The 18,068-nt window shown below is 70.1% G+C and carries 15 protein-coding genes; 8 read left to right on the top strand and 7 right to left on the bottom strand.

The window, feature by feature from the left end; translation table 11 throughout:
* The first annotated feature begins 21 nt into the window (after window positions 1-21).
* Window positions 22-1,023: an ABC transporter ATP-binding protein gene (locus AB0G32_RS26285; protein ID WP_361168056.1), complete on the top strand. Its 1,002-nt coding sequence runs from the start codon at window positions 22-24 to the stop codon at window positions 1,021-1,023.
* 118 nt (window positions 1,024-1,141) lie between these two features.
* Here the strand turns inward: AB0G32_RS26285 and AB0G32_RS26290 are convergent, their stop codons facing one another.
* Complete coding sequence (locus tag AB0G32_RS26290) at window positions 1,142-2,050, bottom strand: CoA ester lyase (RefSeq protein WP_361168059.1); 909 nt, start codon at window positions 2,048-2,050, stop codon at window positions 1,142-1,144.
* Window positions 2,051-2,124: 74 nt separating this feature from the next.
* Window positions 2,125-3,501, bottom strand: coding sequence for an LLM class flavin-dependent oxidoreductase (locus AB0G32_RS26295; protein WP_361168062.1), 1,377 nt, complete (start codon window positions 3,499-3,501; stop codon window positions 2,125-2,127).
* Window positions 3,502-3,637: 136 nt separating this feature from the next.
* Here AB0G32_RS26295 and AB0G32_RS26300 point away from each other — a divergent pair, with 136 nt between their 5' ends.
* From AB0G32_RS26300 to AB0G32_RS26315, 4 genes are all read left to right on the top strand, one after another.
* The gene (locus AB0G32_RS26300; RefSeq protein ID WP_361168065.1) at window positions 3,638-4,357 is read left to right on the top strand and encodes a GntR family transcriptional regulator; all 720 of its coding nucleotides are present in this window, start codon (window positions 3,638-3,640) and stop codon (window positions 4,355-4,357) included.
* Window positions 4,358-4,454: 97 nt separating this feature from the next.
* Window positions 4,455-5,651 carry a CoA transferase gene (locus tag AB0G32_RS26305; RefSeq protein ID WP_361168068.1) on the top strand — a complete coding sequence of 399 codons (1,197 nt, stop codon included), beginning with the start codon at window positions 4,455-4,457 and terminating at the stop codon, window positions 5,649-5,651.
* A 137-nt stretch (window positions 5,652-5,788) separates the two neighbouring features.
* Window positions 5,789-7,246: an aldehyde dehydrogenase family protein gene (locus tag AB0G32_RS26310; RefSeq protein ID WP_361168071.1), complete on the top strand. Its 1,458-nt coding sequence runs from the start codon at window positions 5,789-5,791 to the stop codon at window positions 7,244-7,246.
* Window positions 7,247-7,536: 290 nt separating this feature from the next.
* On the top strand, window positions 7,537-8,547 hold the full coding sequence (locus AB0G32_RS26315; RefSeq protein WP_361168074.1) for an alcohol dehydrogenase catalytic domain-containing protein: 1,011 nt from the start codon (window positions 7,537-7,539) through the stop codon (window positions 8,545-8,547).
* Here the strand turns inward: AB0G32_RS26315 and AB0G32_RS26320 are convergent.
* Window positions 8,538-9,107 (bottom strand): isochorismatase family cysteine hydrolase, encoded by a 570-nt coding sequence (locus AB0G32_RS26320; protein ID WP_361168077.1) that lies wholly within the window; start codon window positions 9,105-9,107, stop codon window positions 8,538-8,540. The two genes, AB0G32_RS26315 and AB0G32_RS26320, sit on opposite strands and share 10 nt — an antisense overlap.
* Before the next feature lie 109 nt (window positions 9,108-9,216).
* On the opposite strand from AB0G32_RS26320, the gene AB0G32_RS26325 reads away from it, so the two are divergent.
* On the top strand, window positions 9,217-9,843 hold the full coding sequence (locus tag AB0G32_RS26325) for a TetR family transcriptional regulator (RefSeq protein ID WP_361168080.1): 627 nt from the start codon (window positions 9,217-9,219) through the stop codon (window positions 9,841-9,843).
* A gap of 60 nt (window positions 9,844-9,903) precedes the next feature.
* On the opposite strand, the gene AB0G32_RS26330 is transcribed toward AB0G32_RS26325, so the two are convergent.
* Window positions 9,904-11,346 (bottom strand): alpha/beta hydrolase-fold protein, encoded by a 1,443-nt coding sequence (locus tag AB0G32_RS26330; protein WP_361168083.1) that lies wholly within the window; start codon window positions 11,344-11,346, stop codon window positions 9,904-9,906.
* A 689-nt stretch (window positions 11,347-12,035) separates the two neighbouring features.
* On the opposite strand from AB0G32_RS26330, the gene AB0G32_RS26335 reads away from it, so the two are divergent.
* On the top strand, window positions 12,036-13,754 hold the full coding sequence (locus AB0G32_RS26335) for a carboxylesterase family protein (RefSeq protein ID WP_361168086.1): 1,719 nt from the start codon (window positions 12,036-12,038) through the stop codon (window positions 13,752-13,754).
* A gap of 127 nt (window positions 13,755-13,881) precedes the next feature.
* Here the strand turns inward: AB0G32_RS26335 and AB0G32_RS26340 are convergent, their stop codons facing one another.
* Window positions 13,882-14,262: a helix-turn-helix domain-containing protein gene (locus AB0G32_RS26340; RefSeq protein ID WP_361168089.1), complete on the bottom strand. Its 381-nt coding sequence runs from the start codon at window positions 14,260-14,262 to the stop codon at window positions 13,882-13,884.
* 77 nt (window positions 14,263-14,339) lie between these two features.
* Between AB0G32_RS26340 and AB0G32_RS26345 the strand changes: the two genes are divergently transcribed.
* Entirely contained in the window at window positions 14,340-15,269 is a 930-nt protein-coding gene (locus AB0G32_RS26345) for an NADP-dependent oxidoreductase (protein WP_361168092.1), read from the top strand.
* Between the two features lie 57 nt (window positions 15,270-15,326).
* Here the strand turns inward: AB0G32_RS26345 and AB0G32_RS26350 are convergent, their stop codons facing one another.
* Complete coding sequence (locus tag AB0G32_RS26350) at window positions 15,327-16,694, bottom strand: HupE/UreJ family protein (RefSeq protein ID WP_361168095.1); 1,368 nt, start codon at window positions 16,692-16,694, stop codon at window positions 15,327-15,329.
* A gap of 13 nt (window positions 16,695-16,707) precedes the next feature.
* Complete coding sequence (locus tag AB0G32_RS26355; protein WP_361168098.1) at window positions 16,708-17,886, bottom strand: DUF3500 domain-containing protein; 1,179 nt, start codon at window positions 17,884-17,886, stop codon at window positions 16,708-16,710.
* Window positions 17,887-18,068 lie beyond the last annotated feature (182 nt).

An 18,068-nucleotide genomic window follows, 5' to 3' on the forward strand; every position in this document is an offset into this window, starting at 1 on the left:
CTCCGGGGCGAGAAAGCTCTGTTGACGGTACGGGACCTGGACGTCCGGTACGCCACCGGCGCCGGGGTCGTCCAAGCGGTCTCCGGGGTCAGCTTCGACGTCCTGCCCGGCGAAACCCTCGGGATCGTGGGGGAGTCGGGGTGCGGCAAGTCCACCACGGGGCGAGCCGTCATACGCCTCGACCGTCCGACCGGTGGCACGATCCGGTTCGACGGCGAGCGGATCGACCAGGCGGGTCCGCGCCGCATGCGCTCGCTCAGACGCGACATGCAGATGGTCTTCCAGGACCCCGTGGCCTCTCTCAACCCCCGTCGCCGGGTGAAGGACGTCGTCGCGGAGGGACTCCTGATCGGAGGGGTGCCGGCCGCCGAACGGACCGCGCGGGCCACCGAGGTACTGGCCCAGGTGGGCTTGGACGAGCAGCGGTTCGCCAACGTCATGCCCCGGCAGCTGTCCGGCGGGCAGGCCCAGCGAGTCGCGATCGCCAGGGCGCTGGCGCTGAACCCCAAGCTGCTGATCTGCGACGAGCCGGTGTCCGCCCTCGACGTCTCCGTGCAGGCCCAGACGCTCAACCTGATCGAGGACATCAAGGCCGCGTACGAGCTGACCGTCGTGTTCATCGCGCACGACCTCAGCGTCGTGCGGGCAGTCAGCGACGACGTCATGGTGATGTACCTGGGCAAGATGTGCGAGTTCGGCGACGCCGACCTGGTGTACGCGCGGCCCGCCCACCCCTACACACGGGGCCTCCTCGACTCGGTGCCGCTGATCGACTCCGAGCGCGGCTTCAACGGGCCCGCGCTCGACGGCGACATCCCCTCTCCCCTGTCGCCGCCGTCGGGCTGCCGGTTCCGCACCCGGTGCCCACGGGCCCGGGAACAGTGCGCCGTCAGCGAGCCGCAGGTGCGCGAGGTACGGAAGGATCAGTACGTCGCCTGCCACTTCCCGCTCGACGACGCGGACCCGGGAACGGACTCGGCCGGCCGGCCGCCGCACCGCCCCGCTGCGGCACCGGATCGGTGAGGCCGGCGCCGGCGTCCTGCGCGTGGCCGCGCCCGTTCTCGTACTCGGTGCCGCGGTCGCGGCCGGCGCTGTCCGCGGCCCGCACGACTGGGTGCGGGCCGCATCGCTGCTCCGGCTCTCAGCGCCCCGCCGCGTCGTGCTGTGCGAGGACCTGCTCGGCCAGCTTCACATGCGCGGCGTCGACGAGTTGACCGTCGACGCTGGTGGCGCCGAGTCCGTCCGACTCGGCGGCGCGATATGCCTCGATGTTGCGCCGGGCGCGGGCCACCTCGTCCTCGGTCGGCCGGAAGACCTGGTTGGCGATGGTGATCTGGGAGGGATGGATCGCCCACTTGCCGTCGAAGCCCAGCGCCGCCGCCGCGCGGGCGTCCGCCGCGTACCCGTCCGGGTCACCGAAGTCGGGGTAGGGGGCGTCGATGGCCGCGATACCGGCGACCCGCGCGGCGGTCAGGACACGCATCCGCGCGTAGTACCAGAAGTCGCCGGGATACGGGTCACGGGGCCGGAAGTTGGTGTCCACCCGGGCGCCCTGGGACACCGAGAGGTCACCCGCCCCGAAGATGACGGCGTCCAGCCGGTCGCTGGCGGTGGCGATCTCCTCGACGTGCGCGACACCGGCGACGTCCTCCACCAGAACCTCCAGCCGGACGCGCTTGCGCAGACCGAGGTTCTCCTCGATCTGGGTCAGCAGCACGTCCACCCACCAGACGTCCCGGCCGGCCGTGGCCTTGGGGATGATGAGGGTGTCGAGGTTCTCCCGGGCTCCCGCGACCACCTCGACGATGTCACCGTACGCCCACTTCGTGTGGATGCCGTTGATCCGGACCGCGCGGACCGTGCGGCCCCAGTCGTGTTCGTTGAGGGCCCGTACGGCCTTGCCACGGGCCTCCTCCCGCAGGGCGGGCGCCACCGCGTCCTCCAGGTCGAGGAAGACCAGATCAGCGTCCGAGGCGGCCGCCTTCTTCGTCATGCGGTCGCTCGTCGCGGGCGTGGCCAGCTCGGAACGGCGCAGCGGGGGAGTGGGCATGCTGTCTCCTCGCTTCGTGCGGGGTGGGTTGCTCTGTCCGGGACGCGTTCCCAGGTGTTGCAGGTGGCGGGCCCTCAGGGGTTCGCGTGCCCTTCCGCGGCGAACTGGTTCGCGGGGCGGTCGAGCGACAGGTTCTCGCGCAGTGTTCCACCCGTGTACTCGGTGCGCACGAGCCCGCGGCTGCGCAGCTCGGGCACCACCAGCCGGACGAACTCCTCGAAGGCGCCCGGGAAATGGGTGGCCGCGATGACGAAGCCGTCGCAGGAACGCGACTCGAACCACTCCTGCATCTGCTCGGCGATCTGCGGCCCGGTGCCCACGAACCGCGGTCCCTGGAGGAGGGTGGCGCGATGGTTGGCCAGGGTGCGCAGCGTGAGTTTGCGGTCGCCGACGTGCTTGCGGACGCCCTGGACGAGTCCGCGGATCCCCGAGACGGAGTCGATCAGTTCGTCGGTCACCTCGTCGTCGAGCGAGTGCCCCGCGAAGTCGTGGTTGGTCACCTCCGACAGGAGGGTCAGCGAGGCCATCGGATGCACCAGCTGGTCGAGGAAGACGGCCTCCTTCTCCCGGGCGATCGCCTCCGTCTCCCCGGCGATCGTGTAGGCCATCGGCAGCAGGCGCACCGACTCCGGGTCCCGGCCCGTCTCCTGGACCAGTTCCTTCTGCTGCCGGTAGTGGTCCTGGGCGATCTGCCGGCTCGGGTCCGAGGTGAAGATCAGGTCCGCCCACTTGGCCGCGAACTGCCGTCCCCGGCCGGACTGGCCGGCCTGGATGATGACGGGCCGGCCCTGCGGGGTGCGCGGCACGGTCAGCGGACCGCGCACGGTGAAGTACTCGCCCCGGTGATCGATCTCGTGCACCAGGTCGGGGTCGGCGAAGACACCGCTCTCGCGGTCGCCGACGATCGCCCCGTCCTCCCACGAGTCCCAGAGCTTCGCGACGACCTCGACGAACTCCTCGGCGCGGTCGTAGCGCTTGTCGTGGCCGATGTGCCGGTCCACGCCGAAGTTCTGGGCCTCCGCGTCGTTCACCGAGGTCACGATGTTCCAAGCGGCCCGGCCACCGCTGAGGTGGTCCAGGGTGGCGAACGTCCGCGCCACGTGAAACGGCGGGTAGTACGTCGTGGAGTAGGTCGCGCCGAGACCGATGTGCTCGGTGACGGCGGCGACGGCACCCAGCACCGTACTCAGGTCCAGTTTGATCGGACGTGCGCCGTAGCGCACGGCTTCGGCCGGTGAGCCGCCGTAGATGCTCGGCATCGCCAGCCGGTCGTCGAAGAACAGCAGGTCGAACATGCCGTCTTCCAGCTCCCGCGCGATCCGCTGGTAGTAGCGCAGGTCGAGGTAGTCGGTCGCCGAGCTGGGATAGCGCCAGGAACCTGAGTAGACCGACACGTTGGACGCCTGGAGGAAGGCGACGAGGGTCATCTGGTCTTGTCGCGATGTGGTCATCGGGGCCCCTCGGTAGGAATGGGGAGGGAGAAGGGAACAGACCTGGTACATCAGTTGGTGATTGATATATTCATGTAACTGAATGCAATGTCAAGACGTCGCTGATCGCGAGGATCGCGGATCACGAGGGGTGCGGATGGACTCGGCAGAGCATGGGCGAGCACGAACCGGTGACCCGCTTCCGGGGCCGGGACCATGGGCGCTGGTCGATCCGGCGGGCACGGCCCCGGCCTATCGCACCGAGCGCGAACGCATCCTCGACACGCTGCGGGACCGTGTCCTGTCCGGGGTGCTCGCGGTGGGCACTCGCGTCCGTCTCGACTCCCTGGCGGCCGAGTTCGGGACCAGTCGGACGCCTGTGCGTGAGGCTTGTCTGGTCCTGAGCCGGGAGGGGCTGATGCGCGTCGCCCAGCGCAGCGGCATCAGCGTGGTCGGTCCGACGCCCGAGGAGATCCTGGAGAACTTCGCGCTCATGGCCGCGCTGTCGGGACTCGCCGCGCAGTGGGCGGCGCGTGACATCACCGAGCCGGAGCGGTTGCGCATCCGTGAGCTCAACCGGGAGATCAAGGCCGCGGCCGGCTCTGGGAGCGACATCGCGACCCTCAACTGGGCTTTCCACCGCGAGGTCAACCGGGCCTGTCGTGCGCCGAGGCTCCAGACGATGCTCGGTGACATCGGCCGGATGATTCCCCGGCGGTTCTTCGAGCTGTTCCCCGAACACGTCCCGTGCAGCCTGGGGGAGCACGACGAACTGGTCGCCGCGCTGGACCGCGGCGACGGGACCGCGGCCCGGCGGGTGGCCGAGGGGCACTTCGAGAGCGCCGCACAGGTGCTGCGACGGCACTTCGGTGACTGACGCGCACCAGGTGTTGTCTCCTGGCCGACCGTCAATTATCGTCTAACTAATTGTAACCAGTCGGTCTTTTGTCGATGTCAGGGACAGAGGCAGGAACATGAGTGACGGACCACTCGCCGGGCTGCGCGTCATCGACGCGGCGACGCTCGCCGCGGGCCCCCTGATCGCGACCTGGCTCGGCGAACACGGTGCCGAGGTCATCAAGGTCGAACAGCCCGACGGTGGCGACCCCATGCGCGAGTGGGGCGCGCAGAAGGACGGCGTCGGGCTGATGTGGAAGAGCCTGAGCCGCAACAAGAAGAGCATCACGCTGAACCTGCGGACCGAGGAGGGGCGCGGCCTGCTGCGTACCCTGTGCGGGCAGGCCGACGTCGTCATCCTCAACCTGCGCCCCTCGACGCAGCGGAAGTGGGGACTGGACTACCCGAGTCTCGCCGCCGGCCACCCGGGTCTGGTGATGGTGCACGTCACCGGCTACGGCGCGGGCGGCCCGAAGTCCGACCGGCCCGGCTTCGGCACACTGGGCGAGGCGATGAGCGGCTTCGCACACCTCACCGGCAGCCCGGAAGGACCTCCCACCCTCCCGTCGTTCATGCTCGCGGACGGGGTCGCGGGTCTCACCGCCACCTACGCCGTGATGATGGCGCTGTACCACCGCGACGTGCACGGCGCGGACGGACAGCTCATCGACATCAACCTGATCGAACCGCTGGCCCGATTGCTGGAACAGCCCGTACTGACCTACGACCAGCTGGGGACCGTCCCGGGCCGGACGGGCAACCGGTGGGACATCAGTGCCCCGCGCAACGTCTACCTCACCAAGGACGGCCACTGGCTGGCGATGTCCGGCAGCGCACCCTCCATCGCCCGCCGGGCGCTGCGAGCGGTCGGCCGGCCCGAACTCACCGCCGACCCGAGGTTCGCCGAGGCCCAGTCACGGCTGCGCAACGCTCCCCAGATCGACGCGATCATGGCCGACTGGATAGGTGAGCGCACACTGGAGGACGCCATGACCGTCTTCGAGGAGGCCGACGTCGCCGCCGCCCCGGTCTACAACGCCCGGCAACAGCTTGAGGACCCGCAACTCCGGGCCAGGAACGTCTACCCCGCTGTCCCGGACCCCGAGCTGGGGTCGATGCGGGTGCAGGCCCCCGTGCCCCGCTTCTCGACGACACCGGGACGCATCGAGCACCTGGGCCCAACGCTCGGCGAACACAACGACGAGGTCTACGGAGATCTGCTCGGGCTGGACGGCGACCGGCTCGGCGCACTCCGCGAGCAGGGCGTGATCTGACGCGGACCCATCCCCGGCGCGTACGCCTGCGCGGGAGCTCGCACCCGCACCGCACCCACGTCCGCACCCACACTCACGCGACACAGCACACCTGCCGGACGGCGGCGTCCGGCACTGGCAGCAGGAGGCGGCACCGTATGACTTCGCCCGGTGTGACCCCGTACACGGCGCCCGAGGTGACCGAGTCGTTCATCGACGGACGTCAGGTCGCGGCACGTCAGGTCTACGAGAACATCGACCCCTCCACCGGACGGACGTGGGGGCAGGTGGCCAGGGGCGGTCGGCAGGAGGTGGACCAGGCGGTCGGGGCCGCCCGCGCGGCACACCCGGTTTGGCGCGCGACCGCACCGGAGCGGCGGGCCGAACTGCTGTGCCGGCTGGCCGATCTCATCGCGGGTGAGACGGAGACACTCGCCCGGATGGAGTCGGAGGACTCGGGCAAGCCCCTGTCGCAGGCGCGCAACGACGCACGGGTCTGCTCCCGCTACTTCCGCTTCTACGGGCACGCCATCGACTCCTACTACGGGCTGAGCCTGCCACTGCGCCCGGACCTGCACGTCTACACGCGACGGGAACCGCTGGGCGTCACGGGTCATGTTCTCGCGTGGAACTACCCCCTGCAGCTGATGGCACGACAGGTCGCACCGGCCGTGGCGACCGGGAACTGCGCGGTGGTGAAACCGGCCGACGAGACCCCGCGCACGGCTGTCGCGCTGGCCCGGCTCGCGATCGAGGCCGGTCTGCCGCCGGGTGTCGTCAACGTCGTGACCGGGCTGGGCCCCGAGGCCGGAGCCGCGCTCACCGCCCATCCGGGCGTCGATCACCTGGGCTTCGTCGGCTCCACCCGGATAGGCAGCCTGGTCGCCGCCGCCGCGGCCGAGCGGGTGTCGCCGGTGACGCTCGAACTGGGTGGCAAGTCCGCACATCTCGTCTTCGCCGACGCCGATGTGGAGAAGGCCGCACGGGTCGCCGCGAGCGCCATCCTGCAGAACGCCGGGCAGACCTGTTCGGCCGGCTCGCGCGTCCTCGTCCATGAGAGCGTGCACGCGGAGCTGGTCGAGCGGGTCACCGGACATTTCGCGAAGGTGTCGATCGGACCGGGCACGGACGATCCCGACCTCGGGCCGCTCGTCTCACGCAAGCAGCAGGAACGCGTGCGCGGTTACGTGGAGTCGGCCGGATCCGGCGAGCTCGTCTTCGGCGGCTCCGTCGTCGAGCCGAACGGTGTCACGGGCGGCGCCTACTTCGCCCCGACACTGATCGACGGCGTCGACCCGACGTCACCGATCGCCCGGGAGGAGGTGTTCGGACCCGTCCTGACCACCATGCGGTTCTCCACCGAGGAGGAGGCCGTGGCCCTGGCGAACGGCACCGACTACGCGCTGCTCGGCGCCGTGTGGACGCGGGACCTGAGCCGGGCACACCGGGTCGCCGCGGCGGTGGAGGCCGGTCAGGTCTATGTGAACACCTACGGCGCCGGCGGGGGAGTGGAGCTTCCGTTCGGCGGTTTCCGCAAGTCGGGCTACGGCCGGGAGAAGGGTGTGGAGGCCCTGGACGCGTACACGGCGACGAAGACGGTCGTCGTGCAGCTGTGAACACGACTGCGACCGACTGTTCGCGGAGCGTCGTACGTCCCCTGTACCGACTGACCCACGGTCGACGGAGGCCGCCTGGCCGGGACGCTCCCCGAGCAGCGGGCGGCCGGGCGGGGCCCGGCCAAGAAAGTGGTCCGCCCAGCGGGACACCGGCCTCCGGACCGGAAACCACCGAACCAACATTCGCCAGTCATGACTCCCCGGTGCCGCCGGTGCCCGCGCGGCACACGCCGGCGCCGCGCACGCCAGGAGAGACATGGCGCCCACTCCCAGACCGGAAGGACCCCGCGATGAAGTCCGCCATCTACAACGGGCCGCTCGACATCACTATCACCGAGCTGGAGACACCCGCGTGCGGTCCGAGGGACGTGCTGTTGCGCAATCTCCACGCCGGCATCTGCGGCTCGGATATCTCGGTCTACCACCATGGTCCCGGGGCACACCAGATCCTGCCGGGCGAGGAGTTCGGTCACGAGGTCGTGTCCGAGGTCGCCGTGCTGGGCAGTGAGGTCACCGGGCTGTCCGTGGGCGACCGGGTGTACCCGTACCCCCTGAAGGTCAAGGGCGATCCGCGCCGCGCCGGATGCATCGGAGGGTTCTCCGAGTACATCCATGTGCCGAACTGCCAGGTGGACGAGCAGGTGTTCAAGGTCAGCGACCGGATTCCCACGGTCGTGGCCGGGCTCATCGAGCCGTTCACGGTGGCCCACCACGCCGTGCGGCGCTGCCGCCCCCAGCAGGGTGAGAAGGCCATCGTCTTCGGCGCCGGCACCATCGGGATCGGCGCGGCCGTGGCGCTGAAGAGTTTCGGCGTCTCGGAGGTCATGGTGGTGGACCTGTCCGACTTCCGTCTGGAGAAGGCCGCCGGTCTCGGATTCGTGACCTGCAACTCCGCCCGGGAGGATCTGCGCAAGCGCAGCGGCGAGCTGTTCGGCGAGGTGACGACCCTGATGGGCACCTTTCCCGACGTTGACATCTTCGTCGAGGCGGCGGGACCCGACCAGTTGGTCGCCACGATCCAGTCCATGGCGAAGGCCGGGTCGCGCATCGGCGCGGTGGCCGTGCACCCCAAGCCGGTCGCCATCGACTTCGTCCGGCTGGCCTACGGCGAGCAGGAACTCATCGGACCGGGCGGCTACCGGCCCGAGGACGTGGTCGACGTCATGAAGATCATGGATAGCGGACGGTTCGACCTCGCCTCCATCGTCACGCACACCTTCGAGCTGGACCGTATCGTCGAGGCGATCGAGACGGCGAGCGACCGTGAGTCGGCGCTGCACGTAGCGATCGCCTACTCCTGACACCGCGCTTCGAAGGACTTCGTCCACTCGGCGACGGTGACGACTTCGGCCTGCTGAGGAAAGATCTTCTCCATCAGCACGCGATGCACCTCGCTGTCGATGTCCTGACAGGCGTCGGACAGAACGGTGAGCTCATAGTCCAGGTCGGCTGCTTGGCGGACGGTCGACAGCACCACTCCGCTGGTCGCGATGCCCGTGAGCACGAGGTGATCGACACCTGAGGAGCGCAGCACCAGATCCAGATCGCTGCCCGAGAAGGCGCTCACGCGACGCTTGGTGACGATGATGTCGCCCTCGCGAGGCCGGACGGCGTCATGGATGCGGTTGGCCTCCTCGTCGGCGGACGACCCCGCGCGGCCGGCGAGACCTCCGAACATCTTGTTGCGCGGATTGACCTCGGGGTAGCCCGGACGGAAGCCGACCGCGGCGTAGATCACCGGCAGCTGTCCGGCCCGGGCGCCATCGACCGCCCGCTGGAGGCGGTGCAAGTAGTCACCGTCCGCGTACCGGTCGACGATGAGGTTCTGGACGTCCATGACCAGCAGGGCCTGCTTGGACACGATGGGACTCCCTCGCGCACACATAAGTCAACGGCTGATTACTTGGTAGCGTACAGGGTGATCGGAGCCATAAGTCAACTGGCGATTACTTGTGTGAGGGAGCGGCCGGGTGAGCGACAAGGGCGAGGGGAGCGCGCCGCGCCGTCGGAACCCCGCGGCGACCCGGGCGGTCCTGCTGAAGGCCGCCCGGCAGCGCTTCGGGCGGCTGGGGTACGAACGCACCACACTCCGAGATGTCGCCGCCGACGCCGGAGTCAACGCGGCCCTGATCAAGAGGTACTTCGAGTCCAAGGAAGGGCTGTTCAAGGCGGCGCTGTCCGAGTCCCCCCGGTTTCTGGACCGGGGGGAAGGCGGGACGGTCGAGGACCGCGCCGGGCTGCTGCGCGCCCTCACGCTCCAGTTGACGTCCCCGAACGGGACCGCGGCTGAGGACCATCCCGCCCTGCTGCTCCTGCGCACCTCGGGAAACGACCACGTGGACGCTCTGCGCGCCACGGCCCTGGACGGTCTGGCCCGACGCGTCCTGCGTGCGGCGGGGGAGGGGGACGGACCCGCGGACGCGGAAGGCGATCGGCTTCTCGAAGCCCAACTCCTTGTCGCACTGGGCATCGGCGTGGCCGTCCTGCGGTCGTCGGTACGCCTGCAACCGCTGAGCGACGCGGACGCGGCTGCCCTGGGCCCCGCACTGGGGCGGGTGCTTGACGCGCTGCTTCCTCCGGCGCCTGATCCGCGCTGATGCCGGGACCCGGACACGTTGACCGCGGCGTCCGGGCCGGGCGGTGAAGGACCCGGAGGGTCAGCCCAGCACGGGCGGGAAGAAGGCCGTGCGGGTGAGGAAGTCGCGGATGGTCTGGCGCCACACGTACCACTCGTGGCCGCCGTTGACGAAGTCCACGGTCGTGCCCACTCCCGCGCCGGCCAGGGTGGCGGCGACCTTGGCGTGGTAGTAGTGACCGCCGCCGACGGTTCCGCTCGGGGTGACGCTGGGCTCCTGCCAGCCGCCGCCGACGAAGACGCCCGCCTTTCGCATGGCGGCCGCCTGGGCGTCGGTGATCGTCGATGCGTCGGGGACGGTGAAGTTGGCGACCGCGCCGGGGCTCATGATGCCGTAGTAGCCGAACCGGGCGGTGTCCTGGAAGAGCAGCGACATCGCGATCGAACCGCCGAAGCCCTGCCCGGCGACGGCCCGCTGGGACGGGGCGGCGGAGACGTGGTAGTGGGACTCGACGTAGGGGATGACGGCGTCGGTGAAGTTGGCGTCGAACTGCGGGTAGCCGCTGGCGTCCGAGGTCTCCCCCAGGCTGTTGGGCATCACGACCACCATGGGCTGGATCTGCCCGGTCGTGATCAGGTTGTCCAGAATGTTGCTCACATCGCCCTGTGTGCTCCAGTCCGTCTCGTTGTCACCGCCGCTGAAGAGGTAGACCGTCGGATACGGCGTCGCCCGGTGCGGGTCGTACCCCGGGGGTGTGTAGACGGCCAGGCGGTTGGTGCCGGCGGGGATGACCGGGTTGGTGGTGGGGTAGCTGACGTCGGTCAGCGTGCCGGGCCGGCGGCTGGGGGCCTGCCAGCCGAGGTCGACCGTCCCGAAGCGCGGGTCCGAGGGCACGTAGACCTGGCTGAGTGCCTGGACCGAGCCGGTGCTGCGGCCGCCGTGCTGGTTCCACGGCGGGTTGGCCGGGTCGGAGATCTCGGTGCAGCCCGACTGGGTGGCACTCGCGCAGTCGACGAGGAAACCGTAGTTGAAGGTCCCCGACGGCAGCGGGGTCGTGTACGACCACACGCCCGTACGGGAGTTCTTGGTCATGTCGACCACCGGCCAGTTGGCCTGCGACGAGTTGGGCGAGCCGATCGGGATGTCTCCGGGCTGCCACTGGGCGGGCAGCAGCCCGGGGGTGGCGACGACCGTGGTCCTGGTGCCGGTCAGGGAGGAGAGCTCGTAGGGGTTGGCGAAGTACCACTCGCCCTTGATCTGTACGCGGTCCGCCGCCGGGGCCCGGTATCGGAAGGTCACTTCGTAGCCGGTCGGTCCGGTGCCGGTGTGCACCACTCGCGGTGCCAGCCCCCCGGCAGCGGTGGACGAGGCCGGGAGGGATGAGGTGCCGGCGGTGGAGACGGGGGAGCCGGCCGTGGTGACGAACAGGGCCGCGAGCAGGGCGAGGACGCCCTGAAGGCCCCGTCGCGCTGTGCCGGGCCGGAGCCGGAACGCGCGTCGGACGCCTGGTGGGAACGCATGCATGTCGATCTCCCTGGTTGAGGGTGCCGGGTGATCCGCGCGTCCGGCCGTGCGGGCGGGACGGGAGCTGGAAGAAGGGTGGGCGTCGCGGTAACGCAGACCGGGTCGAACACCGCCGGGGACGGTGCGGCGGCGACGAGCTCAGTGGTCGGGCCGGGACCGACCGCGCCGCCCGGTCCGAGGAGCGGTGGTGCGAGCGGGCCGGCGCGACTGAGACGGTAACGGGGCGGCCATCGCGCGGGCAAGGGTCGCGCCGGATATTCCACATGACTTGAAAGCACCTGCTCCAAGCGCGGCCTCACTCCTTCAAGAGGTGTGCGGACCTGCCGCAAGAACGCCCCCACCGGCATATGGAAGTGCGTCCGCGTCAGGTGCGGCGCTGACCGCCTACGTAGGCCTCGCCGCCCGTCATTGTTCAACAGTCTGACCCTCCCTCGTGAGGGGGGCGTGCATATTTCCCGCGCTCTTCTTGTAGCGGCAGTGTCACGGTGTTACGTTCGTCGTCGTCGTTCGTCAGACAATTCACCAGTCGCCGTGAGCCCCGATGGAGGCCGGCGACGTGCCGGGACAAGACCGAGGAGACAGTCACACCGCCCGTCAGTGTCACCTTGTGGAAACGACCTACGCGCTCCGACCGGGGCACTGCGAAGACGCGGCGGTCGCGGCATCGTTTTCGAAGATCGGAGACTCGCATGCATGTGCCGGACGATCAAAGCTCTCGCCCGAGAAGCGGCAACCTGTGGGACCGGCGGAACTTTCTGGGCCGGACGGCCGGCGTCGCCGCCGGTGGCGCGCTGCTCGGCGCCCTGGCCGCCCAGCCGGCCTCCGCCTCGTCTTCGTTCGGTGACCGGCCGGTGCGCACGGAGTCCGGCCTGGTGTCCGGAGTTCCCGCCGCACTGCGCGGAGTCACGGCTTACAAGGGGATCCCCTACGCGGCTTCCACCGCGGGTGACAACCGCTGGCGCCCGCCCAAGCCCGCACCGGCCTGGGAAGGCGTACGCAAGGCGGACACGTTCGGCGACGCGCCCCCGCAGGCGGGCAGTGGGTTCTCCATGAGCGAGGACTGTCTGAACCTCAATGTGTGGACCGGCGCGTCCAACGCCGGGGAGCGACGTCCGGTGTATGTGTGGCTCTACGGCGGCGGGTTCTCCGGCGGCAGGGGCTCGGACCCGCTGTTCGACGGCTCGACGCTGGCGAGCAAGGGCGTGGTCGTCGTGACGATCAACTACCGCCTCGGCGCCCTGGGGTTCCTCGCCACCCCCGAGCTGAGCCGGGAGTCCGGCCATGGTGCCTCGGGCAATTACGGACTGCTCGACCAGATAGCGGCACTGAAATGGGTGCGGCGCAACATCAAGGCGTTCGGCGGGGACCCGGACCAGGTCACCGTGGGCGGCCAGTCCGCCGGAGCCGGCTCCACGGACCTGCTCTCGATCTCCCCGCTCGCCGCGAACCTCTTCCGCAGGGTCGTCGCGGAGAGCCAGGTGCGCTTCCCCGGTGACCCCGAACTGCGCTACCTCGGGACGTCGTACCGGAAGAAGGCCACCGCGGAGCAGCAGGGCACCGCCTACGCCGCGTCGCACGGCGCGTCCACCCTGGCCGAACTGCGCGCCCTGCCGTGGCAGGACCTGACCGACGCCGCCACCCTCAAGGACGAGACGGTCGACACCGGGACCGTCGCCAAGCCGCCGCTGTTCCGGCCCGTCATCGACGGCTGGGTACTTCCGGCCGGCTACCGCGACGCCTACGCGCGCCGGGCGCAGCACGACGTCTGGTACCTGGCCGGCAACAACCTGGACGAGAGCGGCGCGGTACCGGAGACCGCTTTCGACTACTGGCGCGAGACCGGCTACCCCGACCGGCCCGGCGCCCCGCCCGTGCACGTCACGCTCGACGACTACGTGAGCGCCGCGCACCGCAAGTTCGGCGCGCTCGCCGACGAGTTCCTGACGCTCTACCCGGCGAGCACGGACGACGAGGCGGCCCTGGCGAGCAACGACGCCGTCCGCGACAACTCCCGGGTCAGCACCCACCTGTGGAGCACCGAGTGGAGCCGGGGCGCCGGCCGTCCCGTCCGTACCTACTTCTGGACCCACCGCCCGCCGGGGGCCGACCACGATCTGCGCGGCGCCTACCACGGCTCCGAGATCGCCTACTTCTTCGGCAGCCTCTACCCGGCCGACCAGGGCTGGACCCGCACCGACCGGAAGGTGGCCGACACCATGTCGTCCTACCTCGCGAACTACATCGCGACGGGCGACCCCAACGGTCACGGACTCCCCGACTGGCCGGTCCACGACCCGGGTTCCCCGACCGTCATGGAGGTGGGCGACAACTTCGGACTCGCACGAGTCGCGGCCGCTCCTGAACTCGACTTCTGGAAACGGTACTTCGCCACTCAGGAGGCCTGGTAGCAGGAGTCCTGCCCACTCCTGGCCCGGCCTCTGAGTGCCGGGCGCGGCCACGGCACTGAGCCCCTGGGACAGCTCGGCCCACCACCGGGCAGCGGCCGAGAGGATGCTCAGTGCCCTGGCGGGGGCCTCAGTCGCTGTGGGCGACCGGCTCGCGATCGGCGTCGAGCGCGTCGAGCACCGCGTCGCCGTTCGCCCGCGCCCACTCGGTCAGCACGTGGATCGGGTCGATCAGCGTCGCTCCGAGCGGGGTGAGCTCGTACTCGACGCGGGGCGGCACCTCGGCGTAGGCATGGCGGCGGATGAGTCCGTGCGCTTCGAGCCGTCGCAGCGTCTGGGTGAGCACCTTGCGGGAGATGCCGCCGATCAGCTCGATCAGCTCACCATGGCGCACCGGGCCCTCACTGAGGCCGTAGAGCACGACCACCGTCCACTTGTCGGCGATCAGCTCGACCGCCAGCCGCGCCGGACAGTCGGCGAGAAAGAGATCACCGGGACCGAAACCACTCATGGCGCCAAAGGTTACCTGCTGGTTCCTGTCGGAAGCCTAGCCTGGCTTTTCTCCCCCCTTCCCAAGCCAGGAGAGTCATGCGAGTCATCACCCAGCAGGAGCTCGGCGGTCCCGAGGTGCTCACCATCGTGGACGCGCCCGAGCCCCAGCCCTTCCCGACCGAGGTTCTCGTCCGCGTCAAGGCGATCGGGCTGAACCCGCTGGAGGCGCGCCTGCGCGCCGGCGAGTTCCCGCTGCTCGGCCGACCGCCGTTCATCCTCGGCTGGGACATCAGCGGCGTGGTCGAGGAGGCGTCGGCGACGTGGCGGTTCAGGCCCGGCGACGAGGTGTTCGGGATGCCGTTGTTCCCTCGGGCGGCGAGTGCGTACGCCGAGGCGGTGTCGGCGCCGGCGTTGCACCTGGCCCGTAAGCCCGCGTCACTCTCGCACGTCGAGGCGTCGGCGTTGCCGATCGTCGGGCTGACGGCATGGCAGGGCCTCGTCGACATCGGCGGCGTGACCGAGGGCGACCGTGTCCTGGTCCACGGCGGTGGTGGCGGAGTCGGCCACGTCGCGATCCAGATCGCGAAGGCGTTCGGCGCGCACGTGATCGCGACCGCCGGCGGGAGCAAGCGGGAGTTCGTCGAGGGGTTCGGCGCCGACGAGGTGATCGACTACACGGCGGTCGACTTCACCGAGGCGGTCCGCGACGTCGACGTCGTGCTCGACACGATCGGCGGCGACACCGTCGAGCGCTCGCTGGCAGTGCTTCGCCCAGGTGGTCACCTGGTGACGGCGGTCGCCGAGGAGGACACGGAACTCATCGCCAAGTACGAGGCGGCCGGCATGCGCTTCAGCGGCATCGCGGTCGAGCCCGATCCGGTCGCCCTGCGAGGTCTCGTCGACCTCGTCGAACAGGGCAGGCTCCGGGTCCACGTGCAGGAGACGTTCCCCTTCGAGCGCGTCGCCGACGCGCACCGCCTGCTCGACGCCGGTCACCTCCGGGGCAAACTCGTCCTCACCGTCTGATCCCGTCGTGGAGACCTCGCGTGAGCGATGCCCCCATACGTCCACGACGTCGCGGACCTAACTGCGGGCCGTCTCCGACTCCACGACCGACCGTGCCTCGTCGGCCCGGGCACCCCCGCCCCCTGCATTCCCGCTGTGTGCCGCGGTGACCGGACCCGGCGAGCCGGCCGACGGTGCCACTTGCCGCGCCACGGCGGCGAGGGCCGCGACCGCCACGGCCACCAGCAGCGGGTGCCCGACCAGCCAGGTCTGGGCGCCCTCGAACGGGTCGGCCGACGTCAGCGTCGACCGCTCCAGCATCCAGGAAACCGAGAACACCAGACCGAGGGCGGCGATCCCGAGGCGGAAGACGGGGTAGACGGCCGTACGGGACAAGACGATCAGCGACGGCATCATCAGCGCGACGACGAGCAACTGGGTCACCTCGATGCCGAGGTTGAAGCCGAGCAGCGTCGTCACGAGCGAACCCCGGTCGACACCGAGTTCGCCGATGAGCGAGGCGAACGCCATCCCGTGGACGAGGCCGAAGCCGGCCGCGATCAGCGGCTCGCCCCGGGCCACCAGCGGCCGGATCGCGTGGACCGCGGAGACCGCGATCGAGAAGGCGATCAGCGTCTCGACCGGCCGGGTCGGCGCGTCGATCACCCCGAAGGCCGCCAGGGCCAGCGTGAGCGAATGACCGACGGCGAACGCCGACACCACGTGCACGACACGTACGAAGCTGCGCCGCGCGGACGGCGCGGCGGCGGTGCGCCAGCGTCCACCCGAGGCCAGCAGGGGCGCCGGGACGAGCAGCATGAGGAGGAAGAGAAGATGGTCGGCGCCTTCGCCGACGTGCTGGATGCCCAGGCCGGCGGTGCCGAGGAACCCCTGTACCCACGAGCCCTCACCGGCCGGCACCTTCAGGCTCGTGGTGTCCCGGTCCATGATCCCGAGGGTCTCGGCGTCGTCGGAGCTCAGAATGGACCGGTCGAAGTCGTAGCGGACGGTCACCACGATGTCGTGGGTGAGCAGTTCCTCCACGATGATGTCGTAGCGCAGGTCGAAGTCGGTGACGTCGCCGCCGTCGGGCGGCGTGATCGCCAGCGGGTAGACGAGGTGCGCGACCCCGTCGATGGTGCGGACGGAGCCCGTGCCCAGCGTCACCTTCCAGGCGGTGCCGTCCGCACCGGCGGCGCTGATGTGCCGCGCCGCGTACTGGTGGAGGAAGGTCCGGTCGGTGCCGAGGACACTGGTACGGGCGAGGTCGCGGTCCACGGCGATGGCGAGGCGGTCGATGGGCAGTTCGATCTCGCCCTCGACGCGGTCGTCACGGATGTCGAGGAGGACGGCGGAGGTGCTCATCGGGTGCGCGCCGGCCGGCGACGCGAGGCCGCCGACCAGCAGGAACGCCGAGATCAGAAAGATGGTGAGGAAACGGCGCACAGGTCGGGCTCCGTCATTCCCAGCCGTAGTCGGCGGTCTCGTCGCGGAAGATGGTGTGCTGGTGGATCGCGTCGGTCGAGGCACCGGGCTGGTTGGAGAACTCGACCCACGCGGACGGCCCGTCGAGACGGACGTACGTCTCCGCGTTGTCGATGGTGGTGCCGCCGCTCCAGCCGATGTACGTCTCGTCGTACTCGGACACGTACTTGGCGATGAGCTTCGCCGCGGCCTTCTCGTCCAGGTCGCCGACCCAGGTCTTGAGCATCGCGGTGACCTTGGCCTGCTGCTTCTTGGTGAGGCTGCTGACCAGGACGCCCTCGGGCTCCGTCGGGAACGGCCCGTCGTTGCCGGGACCGAGGTAGAGGTCGTCGAAGCTGCCGTCGATCTCGGCCGCGGCCAGCTCGTCGGTGGTGAGGGACTGGATGGCCGCCATGGTGGTGGTCCGGGTGTCCTCCAGCGGGGCGTACTCAACCCCGTCCACGGTGAACTCCGTCGGCTCGATACCGGTCAGAGTGGGGGACAGACTCACGTTGTCGCCCGCGTAGGTGATGTTGTACGCGGCGTGATGGCCGCCGTACTGCACCATGAACTCGCCGGTCTTGCTGGGCTGGCCGAAGAAGGAGATGTAGTACCACTCGGAGCCGAAGTTGGCGCCACCGCCACCGCCCCCGCCGCCTCCGGCGCCACCGCTCGGCGTACCGCTGGGCGTACCGCTCGGCAGGTCCGTGGCGGTGGGGCTGGGCCGGGTGCCGCCACTGGAGGCGTCCGTCTCGGAGGCCAGGTAGTCGTCCGCCTTGCGGATCTCCACCAGTTCCTCGTAGCCGTGCTCGCTGAGCGCGGCCTCCATGACCTTCATCGCCGCGGCCTCCTGCTCGTCGGTGAGGTCACCGAGCTTGAGTCCGTTGCGGTCCACGACGCCGGTGGGGAAATTGGACCAGCCGGTCTTCTTGGCGTCGTCGTCGAAGTCGTAGAGGACGGTCTCCTTCTGCTCGTCGGACAGCGTCGCGAGGAAGGCGTTGGCGGCCTTGACCACCTGCGCGGTGTTGGCGCCACCGGCGCCGCTGCGGACCGCGGCGGCCGGGACGGCCTTCTTCGCGACCGTCGCCGAGGCGGACCCGGGGTCGAACGCGAGGTAGCCGACTGCGCCGAGGGCGACGCTGAGGCACGCGGCGAGCACCACGGGTCGGCGCATGACTGGACGGGTGTGGGACGACATGACACTCCTGTGAAAGGCGCTAAGGAAAGCGTGGTCGGATACCCATGCTGGGAGGGAGCACTGAGAAAACGTCGGGAACAGGTCGGGAGCCGGATGAGAACCGGTTCACGGGCCGACCGCGGTGGGGGCGGGGCCGATGGCGCCGCCGGAGGTGTTCG

Source organism: Streptomyces sp. NPDC023723, from assembly GCF_040639815.1.
In the GTDB taxonomy this organism is placed as follows: Bacteria; Actinomycetota; Actinomycetes; order Streptomycetales; family Streptomycetaceae; genus Streptomyces.